The organism is Acuticoccus sp. I52.16.1, assembly GCF_022865125.1.
Lineage (GTDB): Bacteria > Pseudomonadota > Alphaproteobacteria > Rhizobiales > Amorphaceae > Acuticoccus.
The window spans coordinates 2,690,689-2,705,338 of the sequence record NZ_CP094828.1 but is presented as its reverse complement, the minus strand read 5'-3'; the positions used below and the strand labels follow the sequence as shown (position 1 = coordinate 2,705,338).

Below are 14,650 nucleotides of genomic sequence, written 5' to 3'. Positions count from 1 at the left end.
CTGGATCGCGCCCGGCGACGAGGCCGCGGGGCATCCCTCAATAGGACTTCGGCAGCCCCAGCACCCGCTCGGCGATGAAGCACAGCGCGAGTTGCGGCGAGACCGGCGCGATACGCGGGATGAGGCTTTCACGCAGGTAGCGCTCGACGTGATATTCCTTCGCGTAGCCGAAGCCGCCGTGCGTCATCACCGCCTGTTGGCAGGCGTTGAACCCGGCCTCCCCGGCGAGATACTTCGCCATGTTGGCCGAAGCGCCGCACGGCAGGCCGTTGTCGTACTCCCACGCCGCCTTGAGGGTGACGAGCCAGGCCGCCTCGAGTTCGCTGTGGCAGACCGCCAGCGGATGCTGGATCGCCTGGTTCTGGCCGATCGGCCGGTTGAAGACGTTGCGCTCCTTGGCGTACGCCGTCGCCTTCGCGAGCGCGGCGAAGCCGAGGCCGATCGCCTCCGCCGCGATCAGGATCCGCTCCGGGTTCATCCCATGCAGGATATACTCGAATCCGCGCCCTTCCTCGCCGATCCGGTCGCCCTCCGGGATCTCGAAGTCGGCGAAGAAAAGCTCGTTGGAGTCGACCGCCTTGCGGCCCATCTTCTCGATCTCGCGCACGCTGATACGGTCGCGGTCGAACGGAGTGTAGAAGAGGCTGAGGCCGTGGGTCGGCTTGGCGACCTCTTCCAGCGGAGTTGTGCGGGCGAGGAGCAGGATATTGTCCGCCACCTGCGCGGTCGAGATCCACACCTTCTGCCCGTTCACCACATAGCGGTCGCCGCGCTTCTCGGCGCGCAGCTTCAGCTGCGTGGTGTTGAGGCCGGTATCGGGCTCGGTGACGCCGAAGCAGGCCTTCTCCCGGCCCTCCGCCATCGGCCGGATCATGCGCGCCTTCTGCGCCTCGGTGCCGTAGACGTCCACCGGCTTCAGCCCGAAGATGTTGATATGGACCGCCGACGCGCCGGAAAGACCCGCCCCGCTCTCGGCGATCTGGCGCATCATGATCGCCGCCTCGCTGACGCCGAGGCCGGCCCCGCCGTGCGCCTCGGCCGTGCAGATGCCGAGCCATCCCTCGCCGGCGAGGGCGTCGTAGAAGTCGGTCGGAAAGCCGCCGCCGCGGTCCTTCTCCAGCCAATAGTCGTCGCCGAAGCGGGCGCAGATCCGCTCGATCGCGTCGCGGATCGCCGCCTGGTCGTCGGTGAGTGCAAAGTCCATCGTCAGCCGTCCCCGTCGATCCGCACCATGCCGGCATCGGCCAGCGCGCGGATCTCGTCTCTGGAATACCCCGCCTCGGTCAGCACCTCCACGCCGTGCTCGCCGAGGGTCGGCGCCAGCCGCTCCGGCGCACCAGGTCGCCGGCGAGAGCCTCGACCTTCGTCACCTCGGCGCCGAAGTCACCCAGGATCTGCGTCGCGAATGGCCCCATCAGCACCGATGTCAGATCGAGGATGCGCAGTCCCTGGAGCGGCCCCATCTCACCCCCTCGCCGGAGCGGCCGCCGCGGGTATCCGCGCTGGGGCCTGGGCCTGGGCTTGGACCTGGACCTGCACCGGGGCGGATCTGCGGTGGGCTTCGGTGGGTCGCATGGCGATGGCCTCGGCTCGAGTGCGGGCGGCGGCCCGCGCCCCGGCTCGGCGCCGGATGCCGGATGCCGGACGCCGTGCATCGCACGCGCCGCGCCTCGGCACAACGTCACGGCACCGCGCCGGCCGCCGCCGGTGCCGCCCACCCGCTCCGAGCGGGCGCCGACGCCCATCGCGGCTCGTCACGGTCGGCCGGTCAGCCACTCGCGCGCGCCACCAGGGCGAGATGCGCCTCGAGGAGCGCCGCGTCGAGCGGCTTGGCCAGGAAGGCGACCGCGCCGGCGTCCATCGCGCGGCGGCGGACCGCCTCGCCGGGATAGGCCGTCATCGCCAGCACCGGCAGCGACGGGTATCGCGCGGTCAGTGTCGCCGTCAGCGCGACACCGTCGATGCCGGGCATCTGAAGGTCGACGAGCACGCACAGCAGCGCCCCCGGATCGCGGTGAGCCAGAAGCTGGGCCGTCCCCTCGAACGTCGCCACCCGATAACCGATCGACCGCAGCAGCCGCTCCAGCGCGGCCCGCATGTGCGGGTCGTCGTCGACGACCGCGACGATGGGACGGGCCACGGGCGGGCCGCCACCGGTCATCGCGGGCGGGCGGCGCCGCTCATCGCGGCCAACCGGTGCCGGCGCTCGACACGTCCGCCCGAACGGGGCGGCCGGCTGTGTGGATGGAACGGACACCAGGCCATAGGGTGAAACCTTGCCGCATGCGCGCGCCCTCGGGGCGACCCTCGGCGTAGCCCCGCGCCGGGTCCGGCGTCTGCTATACGCCTGTATAATTTCATGCCGTGCGGCGTTGATTGCACATTACGGGCCATGGACCTCCACCGTCACGGCGCGCGAATTCCCCCTCCTGCCGGCCTGTCCGCGCCCTCCCATGGACGCGGCAAGGGCGGCGTCGCCGTCGAGGGGGACGCCCACTCCGCGGACGATCTCCCCGCCGGCGCGCCGGATGTCGCGTGCTTGGCCCGCGTCCTGCCGGCGGAGGGGACGATCGCCCTTGGAGCGGCGATCCACCGTGCCGGCGTCCGGGCCCGGGCCGCGTTCGGCGTCGTCTACCGGGCCGGCACCGATCGCCGCACGCACGCTCGGCAATAAGGCCGCCCGATGACGCGTCTGCGCACCCCCCGCGAAGGGCGCCGGGCGCGTCACCGCCAACGTTCGCCATCATCGATTTCGCAGCTTTGGAGTTGCTCATGATGCCACCACAGCGACAGACCCTCACCGCCGACCTCTCCTCCGGGCAGGGCCCGGTGGACGCCGGCCACCGCACGGCGCCCCCGGCGGTGGCGTGGTCACACCCGCCGGCCACCGCACGTGTCGGGGGCGACAGTGCCGCCCCCGTGTTTTCCGCGTGGGCGCCATGAGCCGTTTCCCGCTCACCCGGCGCACCACGCTCCTGGGCGGGGCCACGATGGTGGCCGCCGCCGCCCTGCCTTTCCCACTCATCGCACAGCAGAGCCAACAAGGACCGACAGACATGTCTTTCGTCACCACCAGCGACGGCACGGAGATCTTCTACAAGGACTGGGGTCCGAAGGACGCGACGCCCATCGTCTTTCATCACGGCTGGCCGCTGACCGCGGACGACTGGGACAACCAGATGATGTACTTCCTGCTCGCGGGATATCGCGTCATCGCCCACGACCGGCGCGGCCACGGTCGCTCGACGCAGACCGACACCGGCAACGAGATGGACACCTACGCCGCCGACGTCGCCGCACTGACCGACGCGCTCGATCTCGAGGGTGCGATCCACATCGGCCACTCCACCGGCGGCGGCGAGGCGACGCGCTACGTGGCGCGCGCCAAGCCGGGGCGGGTGGCAAAGGCGGTGCTCATCGGCGCCGTACCGCCGATCATGGTCCAGACCGAGGCCAACCCCGGCGGCTTGCCGATCGAGGTGTTCGACGGCCTGCGCACCGCCCTCGCCGCCAATCGGGCGCAGTTCTACATGGATCTCCCCTCCGGCCCCTTCTACGGCTACAACCGCGACGGGGCGAAGGTCGACCAGGGCGTCATCACCCACTGGTGGCGGCAGGGGATGATGGGCGGCATCAAGGCCCACTACGACTGCATCAAGGCCTTCTCCGAGACCGACTTCACCGAGGACCTGAAGGCGATCGACGTGCCGGTGCTGGTGATGCACGGCGACGACGACCAGATCGTCCCCTACGCCGACTCCGCGCCGCTCTCGGCCAAACTGCTGGCGAAGGGCGAGCTGAAGACCTACGCCGGCCTGCCGCACGGCATGTGCACCACGCACCCCGAGGTGGTGAACCCGGACCTCCTCGCCTTCGTGAAGAGCTGAGACGCGACCCTCCGGCCGCGGCGGGCGCCGCCGCGGCTAGAGCGTGAGGCCGGCGGCGAGCGCTTCGGGCTCTCCGTCGACCATCCACACCACCCCGTCGGGCGTCTCCATCTGCCAGGCGCCGCGCACGAAGCGGCCCCAATCGTCGTAGAACATCACCCGGTCGCCCGGCTCGTAGTCGACGATCACGTCGACCTCGCCGTCGACGGTAAGGTGGAACTTGTCGAAGCCCGGCCCGCCGGCCATCGTGTCGAAGCCGGGGCCGTCGAAGATGCGGTCGCCGCCACGGCCGCCGGCGATCCAGTCGTCGCCCCACCCGCCACGCAGGACGTCCGCGCCGAGGCCGCCGGAGATGTCGTCGTCGCCGTGGCCGCCGTCGATCGCGTCGGCGCGGGCCGAGCCCATGATGAGATCGTCGCCGCCGAGCCCGAACAGCGCGTCGTACTGCTGGCTGCCGACGATGAAGTTGGCCTTCGCGTCGCCGATCGCCGGCCCGCCGTCGGACCCGGCGAAGCGCATCCGCAGCAGCAGGTCGTCGTTGGGATCCTCGCGCAGGCCCGGCATGATGAGCGTCGAGGCGGTGCCGAGCAGCACTTTGCTCGGGTCGCTCTCCAGGACGTCCAGCTCGCGAATGCCCCAGTTGTTCTTGGTGCCGAACGCATCGCTGGTGAGGCGTTCCCAGGAGTCCCCGTCGGTCGAGGTCAGCATCTCGAAGCTGTTGTCCTGGTCGAACGTGCCGATATACATCACCGTCTCGTCGCCGGACGTGTCGACGTCGGCGGACCAGATGTAGGTGTTGGCCTCGTTGCCGAAGCCGTCGGCCGTCACCAGCACCCACTTCTCGGGATCGACCGGGTTGCCCTCGACGTCGTCCAGCTCGATGTAGGCGAGCCCGGCGGCGCCGACATAGTCGGACGTGCCGTAGAAGAGCTTGCCGTCGGCGTAGAACATCGTCAGCGCGCCGCCGTCGTCGAACGGGTTCTCGAGGACGTCCAGCGGGTTGCCCAGGCTGTCCTCGCCCTGGTTGCCGTCGACGCGGGTGATCCGCTCGCCGGCCTGGGTGGTGAACGCGTTGGGGGTGATGTTCTCGCCGGACCATTCGCCCGTGCCCGGATCCTCGACGAAGCGGTGGATCTGCAACGGCGGCCCGCCGATGTAGCCCGACGCCGTGCCGACATAGAGCGCGATCTGCCCGCTCGGCTCCTCGACGACCTCGACCTCGGTGGCGATGACGACGTCCTCGATGACGGCGATCTCCACCCACTCGCCCGTCAGCGGGTCGTAGGACCACACCGCGCCGCCGTTGACGTCCTGCGTGGTGACGATCAGCTCGTCGCCGTACTGCGCGAGACTGCGGTAGGAGGTGTTGCCGGAGCCGGGTGCCGACGGGCCGGTCTCGATCTCGCTCCAGGTGTCGCCGTTGTCCTCGCTGACCCAGAGGGAGGCGACCTCCTCGTTGTCCTGACCGGGGAAGGGCTCGGTGATGGTGCCGGCGAACAGGAAGGTGCGCTCGGTTCCGCCGTCGTCGACCACCACCTTGCGCAGCTCGCGCACGCCGAAGCCGCCGAACTCGGGATACTCCTGCGGCCCCAGCACCTGCTCCCACGCACCATCGCGGTAGCGGTAGATGCCGTAGTCGGACGTGTCGCCGATCGGTGAACTCTCCCCGACGAACTCCAGGAAATCGACCGTGTCGCCCAGCGCCTCGGTCGAGATCAGCCCGCTCTGAATCCGGAAGAGCAGCTTGGAGTAGGACAGGAGGTCCGGATTGACGAGGCTGGAGCCGACGAAGATATCGTCCCCGACCTGCTCCATCGCCCAGGCATAGCGCAGCGAAGAGTTGCCGAAGCCCCGGCCGATATCGGCCGTCAGGTCTTCCACTTCGCCGGTTTCGGTATCGTAGACGAGGACCTGAAGCCCGATACTGTCGGAGATCCGCAGGTTGTCGAGCGGGTCCGGCCTGTCGTCCGCATCCCGCGAAAAGCGCTCCCGTACATTGGAGCGGAACGAAAAATCTCGATCGAACACGTCGGGCTCCCCCAGGAAATACCGGCCACGGGCGACTGCCGCCCCCAGGCCGTCGGGACCCTCGCCGGCCCCGACCATGCCAATATTTGCTTATAATACTTTTCGCGAAATCATCAGCGCGTCAAGCGATCTGGTCCCGAAACGGTCGCTCGACGCACGGAACAACTAAAGGATTATTCCGTGTTTCTAGGGCCTTGGGGGAAAAGGGCGCTGGTTGACACGGGATCACGTTACCCCAACGCCACGATAAGAAAAACCTTGCCATGGCGCGACGGCGGTCAGGCGGCGTCCAGCATGTGCAGGCCCGCGCCGATGTGGGCGCCACCGTCGATCTGGATGAGCTGGCCCGTCATCAGCCGGGCGGCGGGGCTCGCCAGGAAGGCCGTCAGCTCCGCCACCTCCTCGACGCTGGTGTCCTGGTGCATCGGCGTCGCCGCCACGAGCCCGTCGAGGAGTGCCTTGGCCGCCTCGTCCGACAGGCCGGACGTCACCACCGTGCCGGGGCCCATGCAGTTGAGACGGATCCCGTCCGCCGCCCACTCCAGCGCCAGCGAGCGCGTCATGCCCAGCACGCCGGCGCGCGCGGCGATCGAATGGGCGAGACCCATCGAGCCGCGGTCGACGCCCGAGAGGCTCATGTTGACCACCGCGCCGCGCGCCGATTTCAGATAGGGGTAGGCGGCCTTGGTGGCGGTGAAGACGGCGGAGAGGTTGAGGTCGATCACCGCGTCCCAGCCGCGCCGGCTGATCTTGGTGGCGGGGGCGAAGAACTGCCCGCCGGCGTTGTTCACCAGAAGGTCGATGCCGTGCGCTTCGCCCGCTTCGGCGATCACGCCCTCCAGCGTCTCCGTCTCCCGCACGTTGACGCTTTTCCAGCGGAACGAGCCGGGCATGTCGGAGGTCGCCGCTTCCACCTCCTTCAGCTTCTCCTCGCGCCGGCCGAGGCCGGTGACGCTCATTCCGAGCGCGGTGAGGCGCATCACGATGGCGCGCCCGATCCCGGTGCCCGCGCCCGACACGACCGCGCCCTTGCCGGCAAACAGGTCCTCTCTCAGGACCTCGAACTCTGTAGTCATCTCGCGTTTCCTTCGGTCGCGTTGTCGTTGATGGCGCCGAGCGCCGGTGCCGGGCGGCGGGGGATGCGCGCCCCGTCGAAGAGCGCGGGGAAGCTCGGCACCGCCTCCCCGCCCGGCTGCCGCATGACGCCGCCGCCGGGCCGCAGATTCTCGATGATCGAAAGGGCCTCCGCCGGCTGGCGCACCTTCCCGGCCGGGATGCGCAGCCGCTTCAGCGCCTCGAGCACCGCCTCGACCGTGCGTCCGCCCGTCCATCGCTCGACCATCGCGTCGAACGCGTCGGCGCGGGCCAGGCGCTCGGCGAAGGGAGCGTCCTCGCCGTCGATCTCGGGACGGAGCGCGGCCCAGTAGGGGTCGAGGCCGGCGTAGATGTAGACGTGCCCGTCGGCGCAGGCGTAGACGCCCGACGGCGCCGAGGCCCGGTCGCGGTTGCCGGACGGAGCGCCGAGCGCCGCCCCTTCCGCCAGCAACACGGCGGCAGGAGCCAGCAGCATCGCCGAGGCGACCTCCATCATCGTCAGGTCGATCACCATGCCGCCGTCGCGCTTGGCATCGCACAGCGCCATCGCGGTGGAGAGCGCGGCGTAGAGCCCGCTGTAGAAGTCGACCGGCCAGGACGTGGAGATGCGCGGATCGCCGCCCAGGTTGCCGTTCATCCACGCGAAGCCGCTTTCGCACTGGGCGATGGTGTCCATGCAGGTGCGGTCGTCGTCCTGGCCGAAGCCGGAGACGTAGGTGGCGACGAGGTGCGGGAAGCGGGTGCGCACGTCGTCCGGCCCGAGCGCCAGTTTGCGCAACCCCGCCGGGGCGAGGTTGCAGACCAACGCGTCCGCACCCGCCAGCATCTCGCCGAGCCGCGCCGCCCCTTCGGGCGCACGCATGTCGACGACGACGCTCTCCTTGTTGGTGTTGAAGCAGCGGAAGTAGGCCGGGCCGTGGCGGGTGCCGGCGAGCGCGCGCGACCCGTCGCCCTGCGCCGGCTCCACCTTCAGGACGGTGGCGCCGAAGTCGGCCAGGAGCTGCGCCGCGGTCGGCCCGGCGATGAACTGCGAGAACTCGACCACGGTCTTGCCGGCGAGGGGAGTGGGGGGCATCGGCCTCACTCCCTCAGGAGGCGCTTGGCCTTGTGGACGGTGCGCGGCAGCGTGCCGGGGTCCAGCACCTCGATGTCGAACGATACGTTCAGCTTGTCGCGCAGGCACTGCTTGAGGCTCGCCCCCAGCGCCTCGTCGTCGATGTCCGCCCGCTCGACCCGCAGCATGACGCGCTTCAGGAAGCCAGTCTCCGGGTCCTTCATCGTGTCGTCGACGACGATGGCGTACTCGTTGGTCGTGCCGGCATGGGCGCGCACCACGTCCTCCACCGCCGAGGGGAAGAGGTTGACGCCGCGCACGATGAGCATGTCGTCCGCCCGCCCGCGCACCCCGCCTTCGAGCCGCGCATGGGTGCGCCCGTCCGGAGCCGGGGCGGCGTTGCGCACGACAATATCGCCGGTCCACCAGCGCACCAGCGGGCAGGCTTCCTTGTCGAGGTGGGTGAGCACCAGGACGCCGGGCGCGCCGTCCGGGACCGGTGCGTCGGTGTCGGGGTCGAGGATCTCGACGTAGATGAAGTCCTCGGCGAGCGTCGGGCCGTTCTGCAGCGCGGTGTCCCAGCCGATCGGCTGGCATTCCAGCGCGCCGTAGCAGTCGAACATCTTGGCGCCCCACTGCCGCTCGATCCGCTCGCGCGTACCGGGGATCGACGCGCCCGGCTCGCCGCCGACGCACACCATCTCCACCGACGACGCCGCGAGGTCGATCCCGCGCCGCGCTGCCGCCTCGGCGATGTGGGCCATGAAGGACGGCGTGCCGATGACGCAGCGCGGCTCGTATTCGAGGATGGTGTCGATCTGCCGCTCGGTGTCGACCGAGCCGCCGGGGATCACCAGCGCCCCCAGGTGCTGCGCGGCCAGCGATGCGCCGAGCCCGCCGACGAACCACGAATAGCCGAACATGCAGTGGAAGACGTCGTCGCGCCGCAGGCCCTGGGCGTAGAGGAATCGGGCGTAGAGGTCCGACCATCGCTCGATGTCGTCGTGGCTCCAAAGGACCGGGGCGGGCTTCGAGGTCGTCCCGGACGAGAAGTGGACGCGTGCCGCATCCGCCATCGGGATCGCGCGGAACGAGCCGAAGGGCGGGTCGGCGGCGAGGCCCTTCACGTAGTCGCCCTTCTTGGTGAGGGGCAGCCTGGCGAGATCCTCGACGCCCTTGAAGTCGCGCGGGTCGAACCCCGCCTCGGCGAAGACGCGGCCGTAGTGTGCGCTGGTCGCGCCGACGCGGGCGAGCTGGCGGCCGAGCGCCTCGTGCTGGAAGGCGGCGATCCGGTCGCGCGACCAGGTCTCCCGCTCGTCCCAGATCGTATCGGAGTACGGAACCTTAAGCGTTGTCCCCATTGTTATCTTTCTCCCTGCGGAGTCCTTTGATGGCGAACTCCACCAGGGTCTCGCATACGGTTTCGACGTCTTCATCGGACTGGAGGCGGCGCGGGCGGTACCAAACGGTCACCCAGTTGAGCGCGCCGAAGAAGGGTTTGGTGAGAAGCCGCGGCGTCAGGTCCAGGAAGTCGCCCTCGCGGGCACCCTGGTCGATCACCTCGGCAAACATCTGCTCGTACTGGTCGCGCAGACGGTTGATCTCGGCGAGGCTCTTGGCGTGCCGGAAGCCCTCCGCCTCGAAGAGGTACCGCTCGAGGCCCTGCACGGCGACCTTCTGGACCGGCATCTCCTCCAGCAGCATCATCAGGTGCACGCGGGCCATGGCGCGCAGCCGGTCGGCGGCGCGGCCGGGTGCCCGCGCATGCGGTTCCACCTCCTCGAAGAGCTGCGCCATCGCGGTGCGCTGAATCTCGAAGTAGAGATGCGACTTGCTCTTGAAGTGGTGGTAGACGAGCCCTTTCGTGGCGCCCAGCTTGGCGGCGATGGCGTCGATCGACGTCGCGGCGTAGCCGAAGTTCATGAAGAGCTCGGCCGCAACTCGGATGATGTCTTCCGCAGGATCCCGCGCGCCCGCGGGATCGGTGTCGTGCGCCGTCATCGCCAGTCCCTGTTCATGGATCGTCAGGCGGCAGCGCGGTCCGCAGCCGTCTCGACGTCTTTCCTGATGGCGCGCGCCAGGACAAGCCGCTGAATTTCGGACGTGCCCTCGTAGATTTCGAGGATCCGCTGGTCGCGGAAGAGCCGCTCGGCCACCGTCGGCTTCACGTAGCCGAAGCCGCCCCAGATCTGCACCGCCGCATCGGCGGCCTTGTGCGCCACCTCGGAGGTGTAGAGCTTGGCCATCGCGCCGAGGTTGGCGACGTCCTCGCCCGCGTCGTAGGCCCGCGCCGCCTCGTAGAGCATCATGCGCGCGGCCGACAGCTCGGTCGCCACGTCCGCCAGGCGGAAGCCGATGCCTTGATTGTCGATGATCGGCTTGCCGAAGGTGTGCCGCTCGACCGCCCGTGCGGCCCCTTCGCGGTAGGCCGCCAGCGCCAGCCCGGTGGACTGGGCGGAGACCATGATGCGCCCGACGTTGAGCGTCTGGAGCGCGAGGCGCAGCGCGCGGCCCTCCTCGCCGACCATCGCGTCTGCCGGCACCCAGGTGTCGAGCTGAAGATTGGACGTCTGCGTGCCGCGGATGCCCATCTTGTCGTTCAGCTCGTCGATCGCGACGCCGTCGGCCTCCTTGTCGACCATGAAGGCGGAGATGCCGCGGCCGCCGGCGGCGGGGTCCGTCTTGGCGAAGACCACGTAGTAGCGCGAGGCGCCGCCGTTGCCGATCCAGTACTTCTCACCCTGGATGCGCCAGCCGTCGCCCTCGCGCACAGCGGTCGCGGTGATCGCCGCGGCGTCCGACCCGGTGGAGCGCTCCGACAGGGCGAAGGAGGTGGCGGTGCCCGCGGCCATCTCGCCGAGGTACTTCTTCTTCTGCGCCTCGGTGCCGCCGAGCAGCACCGGGAAGGCGCCGAGCTGGCAGGCGCACAGGATCGCCGCGGTCGACGCGCAACCTTCGCCGACGCGCTCCACGACGCGGACCGTCGTCGTCAGCGGCGCGCCCTGGCCGCCGTATTCCTTGGGGATGAAGATGCCGGCGAGGCCGCTGTCGACGAGCGTCTTGATGCTCTCCCAGGGGTAGCGCTGATCGCGATCGAGCTCGGCGGCCAGGGGGGCGAACTCGGTGTCGGTGAGGCGCGCCGCGGTCTCGACCCACGGGCGGGCGGCCGCATCCAGCGGCGGGTCCCAGATGACGGACATCAGCGGTCAACCTTTCTCATGTTCGGGGGTCGTTCCGACGCGCGCCGCGCCGCCGCGATCGAGGAGGCGGCTGGCGTCGATCACCAGGCCCGCAAGCCCGCGCGGAAGGAACGAAAGGACGATGACGAGGACGCCGCCGAGAATGATCCGGTCGACATAGGCGCCCCAGGAGAAGAAGCGTTCCTGAAGGATGATGATGGCCACGCCCGCGAGCGGCGCCAGCAACATGCGCCGACCGACGAGCACCACCGCCGTCAGCATCAGGATGAGGAAGTAGATCGAGAGGACGTCGGCGCTGACGTAGGCGCGCTGGTAGGCGTAGAGCCAGCCGGCCGCCGCCGTGATCGGCGCCGAGAACAGGAACACCTGCATCCGCACCCGCGCCGGCGAGATGCCCGACATCGTCGCCAGCGCCGGGTTGAGGTGCACCGTCATCGCCGCGTGGCCGAGGCGCGAGCGGCGGAAGGCCGCCACCAGCCAGATCGCCACGAGTAGCATCGCCCAGGCGATCGGCCACAGTTCGGCGTCGGTGCCGGCCGTGTAGCCGAAGAGGGAGAAGACCGGGATGCCGCTGATCCCGTCCGATCCGCCGATGAAGGACCAGTTGGCCGCCACCGTCATCGCCACCACCGTCACCGCGTAGGTGACGAGGGAGAAGACGAACTCGCGCAGGTGCAGCGTCACCAGCGCGATGCCGGCGGCGACCAGCAGCGCGAAGGCGATGGTGGCGGCGAGGCTGACCAGCGGCCCGACGCCGAGCTGCGAGGACGTCATCGCCGTCACATAGGCGCCGATGGCGAAGAACACCGGGTGCGCGAGCGAGACTTCGCCGAGATCGCCGACGATGACGTCGAGCCCGTAGCTCATCACCGCGAAGATCGCGATGACGACGCAGGCCGAGTAGACGACCCCCGAGCCGCCGAAGATCGCCGGCACGAAGAAGGCGAGAACCGCGAACGCCGGCCACAGGACGAGTTGAAGCGCTGCGTTCATCTCAGCGCCCTCCCGCCGGTGCCGCGAGGCCGCCCGGTCGCAGCACGAGCACCGCGATCAGCACCACGAACATCGCCGCCGTGGCGTAGGCGCTCGACACGTACGCGCCGAAGAAGGCGTAGAAGAGCCCGAGCCCCAGCCCGGCGACGTACGACCCGGTGACCGAGCCGATCCCGCCCATGACGACGACGACGAACGTGATGATGACCTCCTCGAAGCCCATCGAGGTGAGAATGGGTGTGCGGGGCGCGATCATCGCCGCCGCCAGCGCGACCGCCGCCCCCTCGAACGCGAAGACGCCGAGGTAGACCTTCTTCACGTCGATCCCGGCGAGCAGCGCCAGCTTGGGGTCCTCGGCCACCATGCGCACCAGACGGCCGACGTGCGTGTGCTCGACGACGATCTTCAGCGCGATGAAGACGACGATGGTGACGATGACGATCGCGACGTCCTGCCAGGTGAACCACAGGTCGCCGATGTAGATGTCCTTCAGCGACAGCGGAGTGTCGAGGATCTGGCCGGTGGAGCCGAAGGTCAGCGCCGCCGAACCCTCCAGCATGTAGCCGAAGCCGAGCGTGACGATCATGACCGAGACGAGATCCTGGCGCAGGGTCAGCTGCAGCATGGTGCGCTGCATGACGTAGCCGATCGCGACGCCGACGATCATCGCGGTGGGAATGGCGACAAGGTAGGGCATGCCGAGCGTCGTCATGGCGAACCAGGTGACGAAGGCGCCGACCATGTACATCTGCCCGTGGCCGAAGTTGACGAGCCGGGCGACGCCGAGGAGCACCGTCCAGCCGATGGCGATCAGCGCGTAGGCATGGCCGAGGACGATGCCGTTGATGACCTGCTGGGCGAAGTTCATGCCGCCGCCCCTCCGAGATAGGCCTCGGCGATGCGGTGGTCGGTGCGCATCGCCGCCGCCGTCCCCTCCGCGACGACGCGGCCCCGCTCCAGGAGGGCGACGCGGTCGACGACCTCGATGGCGGCCATCACGTTCTGCTCGATGAGGAGCACGGTGAGGCCGTCGTCGGCGAGAGCGCGGATCGTTGCGAGCACCGTGTGCACCAGTTTGGGCGCCAGCCCGATGGACGGCTCGTCGAGGAGCAGCACCCGCGGGGCGAGGCGCAGCGCGCGGGCGATCCCCAGCATCTGCCGCTCGCCGCCCGAAAGCTGACTGCCGAGGTGGCCGCGCCGCTTGGCGAGGTTGGGGAAGAGGTCGTAGATCTCGTCCAGCGAATAGATCCGCCGTCCGCCGGCGTCGTTGGTGCTCGCCGCGTGGGCGAGATTGTCGGCCACCGTCATGGTGCCGAAGATCAGCCGGCTTTCGGGGATCAAGAGCAGCCCGCGGCGCACGCGCTTCGGCGTGCCGAGCCCGGCGATCTCCTCCCCGTCCAACGTCACCGAGCCGGCATAGCGCGGCGCCCCGCGCGACCAGCCGAGGATCGCCCCGACGAGGGTCGACTTGCCCGCCCCGTTGGCGCCGACGACACCCAGAAGCTCGCCCTCGCTCAGCGCCAGCCGGGCGACGGTGAGCGCGCGGTTGCCGGCATAGTCGGCGGTGAGACCCTCGACGGCGAGGACCGGCGCGGCCGCCACGCTCATTGCGGACGCCCCAGGTAGGCTTCCAGCACCGCGGGCGAAGTGCGGATCTCGGCAGGCGTGCCGGATGCGATCATCCGCCCCTGGTCGAGCACGACGATCCGGTCGGTGACGCTCATGATGAGGTCCATGTGATGTTCGATGACGACGAGGGCGACGCCTTCGGCCTTGAGCGCGAGCATGAGGGCGACGAGGGCCTTCATGTCCTCGCCGCCCAGTCCCGCGGCCGGCTCGTCGAGAAGCAGGATGTCGGCGCCCGTCGCATTGGCGAGCGCGATGGAGAGGGCACGCTGCGTGCCGTACGGGATCTCGGTCGGCCGCGCGGCGTGGTAGTGCGGTTCGATCCCCATGCGCACCAGCGCCGCCGCGGCGACCTTGCGCGCCTCCTTGGCGCAGGCACGGGCCGCGTGCGGCAGGAACACCGTGCGCGCCAGGCCCGAACCGTGCGCGTGCTGGATCACGGCGATCATGTTCTCCAGCACGGTGAGGTCTGCGAAGAAGGCGTTCTGCTGGAACGCCCGCCGCAAGCCGAGACCGGCGAGCCGATGGGGCGGCACGTCGGTCACGTCGGAACCGGCGATGAAGACCTTGCCGTCGCGCTTCACCATGTTGGTGGTGGCGTTGTAGCAGGTGCTCTTGCCGGCGCCGTTGGGGCCGATGATCCCGAGGATCTCGCCCCGCGACACGTCGAACGAGACCCCGTCGAGCGCACGCAGCGCCCCGAAGGAGACGCCGAGGTCCACGACCTTCAGCGCCGGGTCGGTCTGGGGAGTGGCCATGACGGGGTC

At 69.7% G+C, this 14,650-nt stretch carries 13 protein-coding genes and 1 pseudogene; 1 reads left to right on the top strand and 13 read right to left on the bottom strand.

The window, feature by feature from the left end:
* Positions 1–37: 37 nt before the first annotated feature.
* From MRB58_RS12240 to MRB58_RS12230, 3 genes and pseudogenes are all read right to left on the bottom strand, one after another.
* Positions 38–1,204, bottom strand: a complete 1,167-nt coding sequence (locus tag MRB58_RS12240) for an acyl-CoA dehydrogenase family protein (RefSeq protein ID WP_244777311.1) — start codon at positions 1,202–1,204, stop codon at positions 38–40.
* Positions 1,205–1,322: 118 nt separating this feature from the next.
* Positions 1,323–1,463: pseudogene (locus tag MRB58_RS12235) on the bottom strand (CoA transferase); the annotation flags it as partial.
* Between the two features lie 305 nt (positions 1,464–1,768).
* Entirely contained in the window at positions 1,769–2,140 is a 372-nt protein-coding gene (locus MRB58_RS12230; protein ID WP_244777309.1) for a response regulator transcription factor, read from the bottom strand.
* A 916-nt stretch (positions 2,141–3,056) separates the two neighbouring features.
* Between MRB58_RS12230 and MRB58_RS12225 the strand changes: the two genes are divergently transcribed.
* The gene (locus MRB58_RS12225; protein ID WP_244777307.1) at positions 3,057–3,887 is read left to right on the top strand and encodes an alpha/beta fold hydrolase; all 831 of its coding nucleotides are present in this window, start codon (positions 3,057–3,059) and stop codon (positions 3,885–3,887) included.
* Between the two features lie 36 nt (positions 3,888–3,923).
* On the opposite strand, the gene MRB58_RS12220 is transcribed toward MRB58_RS12225, so the two are convergent.
* The 10 genes from MRB58_RS12220 to MRB58_RS12175 form a co-directional block, all read right to left on the bottom strand.
* Positions 3,924–5,915, bottom strand: coding sequence for a calcium-binding protein (locus MRB58_RS12220; protein ID WP_244777306.1), 1,992 nt, complete (start codon positions 5,913–5,915; stop codon positions 3,924–3,926).
* 278 nt (positions 5,916–6,193) lie between these two features.
* Positions 6,194–6,991: an SDR family oxidoreductase gene (locus MRB58_RS12215; RefSeq protein WP_244777304.1), complete on the bottom strand. Its 798-nt coding sequence runs from the start codon at positions 6,989–6,991 to the stop codon at positions 6,194–6,196.
* On the bottom strand, positions 6,988–8,085 hold the full coding sequence (locus tag MRB58_RS12210) for a CaiB/BaiF CoA-transferase family protein (RefSeq protein WP_244777302.1): 1,098 nt from the start codon (positions 8,083–8,085) through the stop codon (positions 6,988–6,990). The genes MRB58_RS12215 and MRB58_RS12210 overlap by 4 nt, the downstream gene beginning before the upstream one ends.
* Before the next feature lie 5 nt (positions 8,086–8,090).
* A complete protein-coding gene (locus MRB58_RS12205; protein WP_244777300.1) occupies positions 8,091–9,425 on the bottom strand; it encodes a phenylacetate--CoA ligase family protein in 1,335 nt (444 codons plus the stop codon).
* Positions 9,409–10,065 (bottom strand): TetR/AcrR family transcriptional regulator, encoded by a 657-nt coding sequence (locus MRB58_RS12200; protein ID WP_244777298.1) that lies wholly within the window; start codon positions 10,063–10,065, stop codon positions 9,409–9,411. Before MRB58_RS12200 ends, MRB58_RS12205 begins: the two co-directional genes overlap by 17 nt.
* Positions 10,066–10,088: 23 nt before the next feature.
* Positions 10,089–11,264 carry an acyl-CoA dehydrogenase family protein gene (locus tag MRB58_RS12195; RefSeq protein ID WP_244777296.1) on the bottom strand — a complete coding sequence of 392 codons (1,176 nt, stop codon included), beginning with the start codon at positions 11,262–11,264 and terminating at the stop codon, positions 10,089–10,091.
* A 6-nt stretch (positions 11,265–11,270) separates the two neighbouring features.
* Entirely contained in the window at positions 11,271–12,257 is a 987-nt protein-coding gene (locus MRB58_RS12190) for a branched-chain amino acid ABC transporter permease (protein WP_244777295.1), read from the bottom strand.
* 1 nt (position 12,258) lies between these two features.
* The gene (locus MRB58_RS12185; protein WP_244777293.1) at positions 12,259–13,125 is read right to left on the bottom strand and encodes a branched-chain amino acid ABC transporter permease; all 867 of its coding nucleotides are present in this window, start codon (positions 13,123–13,125) and stop codon (positions 12,259–12,261) included.
* The gene (locus MRB58_RS12180; protein WP_244777291.1) at positions 13,122–13,865 is read right to left on the bottom strand and encodes an ABC transporter ATP-binding protein; all 744 of its coding nucleotides are present in this window, start codon (positions 13,863–13,865) and stop codon (positions 13,122–13,124) included. Before MRB58_RS12180 ends, MRB58_RS12185 begins: the two co-directional genes overlap by 4 nt.
* Complete coding sequence (locus MRB58_RS12175) at positions 13,862–14,641, bottom strand: ABC transporter ATP-binding protein (RefSeq protein ID WP_244777289.1); 780 nt, start codon at positions 14,639–14,641, stop codon at positions 13,862–13,864. The genes MRB58_RS12180 and MRB58_RS12175 overlap by 4 nt, the downstream gene beginning before the upstream one ends.
* Positions 14,642–14,650 lie beyond the last annotated feature (9 nt).

Bases quoted from the DNA above. Each gene is read 5' to 3' on its own strand.
- MRB58_RS12210 (WP_244777302.1), bottom strand. From the start codon at position 8,085: ATGCCCCCCACTCCCCTCGCCGGCAAGACCGTGGTCGAGTTCTCGCAG.
- MRB58_RS12215 (WP_244777304.1), bottom strand. From the start codon at position 6,991: ATGACTACAGAGTTCGAGGTCCTGAGAGAGGACCTGTTTGCCGGCAAG.
- MRB58_RS12190 (WP_244777295.1), bottom strand. From the start codon at position 12,257: ATGAACGCAGCGCTTCAACTCGTCCTGTGGCCGGCGTTCGCGGTTCTC.
- MRB58_RS12200 (WP_244777298.1), bottom strand. From the start codon at position 10,065: ATGACGGCGCACGACACCGATCCCGCGGGCGCGCGGGATCCTGCGGAA.
- MRB58_RS12180 (WP_244777291.1), bottom strand. From the start codon at position 13,865: ATGAGCGTGGCGGCCGCGCCGGTCCTCGCCGTCGAGGGTCTCACCGCC.
- MRB58_RS12205 (WP_244777300.1), bottom strand. From the start codon at position 9,425: ATGGGGACAACGCTTAAGGTTCCGTACTCCGATACGATCTGGGACGAG.
- MRB58_RS12225 (WP_244777307.1), top strand. From the start codon at position 3,057: ATGTCTTTCGTCACCACCAGCGACGGCACGGAGATCTTCTACAAGGAC.
- MRB58_RS12240 (WP_244777311.1), bottom strand. From the start codon at position 1,204: ATGGACTTTGCACTCACCGACGACCAGGCGGCGATCCGCGACGCGATC.
- MRB58_RS12185 (WP_244777293.1), bottom strand. From the start codon at position 13,125: ATGAACTTCGCCCAGCAGGTCATCAACGGCATCGTCCTCGGCCATGCC.
- MRB58_RS12175 (WP_244777289.1), bottom strand. From the start codon at position 14,641: ATGGCCACTCCCCAGACCGACCCGGCGCTGAAGGTCGTGGACCTCGGC.
- MRB58_RS12195 (WP_244777296.1), bottom strand. From the start codon at position 11,264: ATGTCCGTCATCTGGGACCCGCCGCTGGATGCGGCCGCCCGCCCGTGG.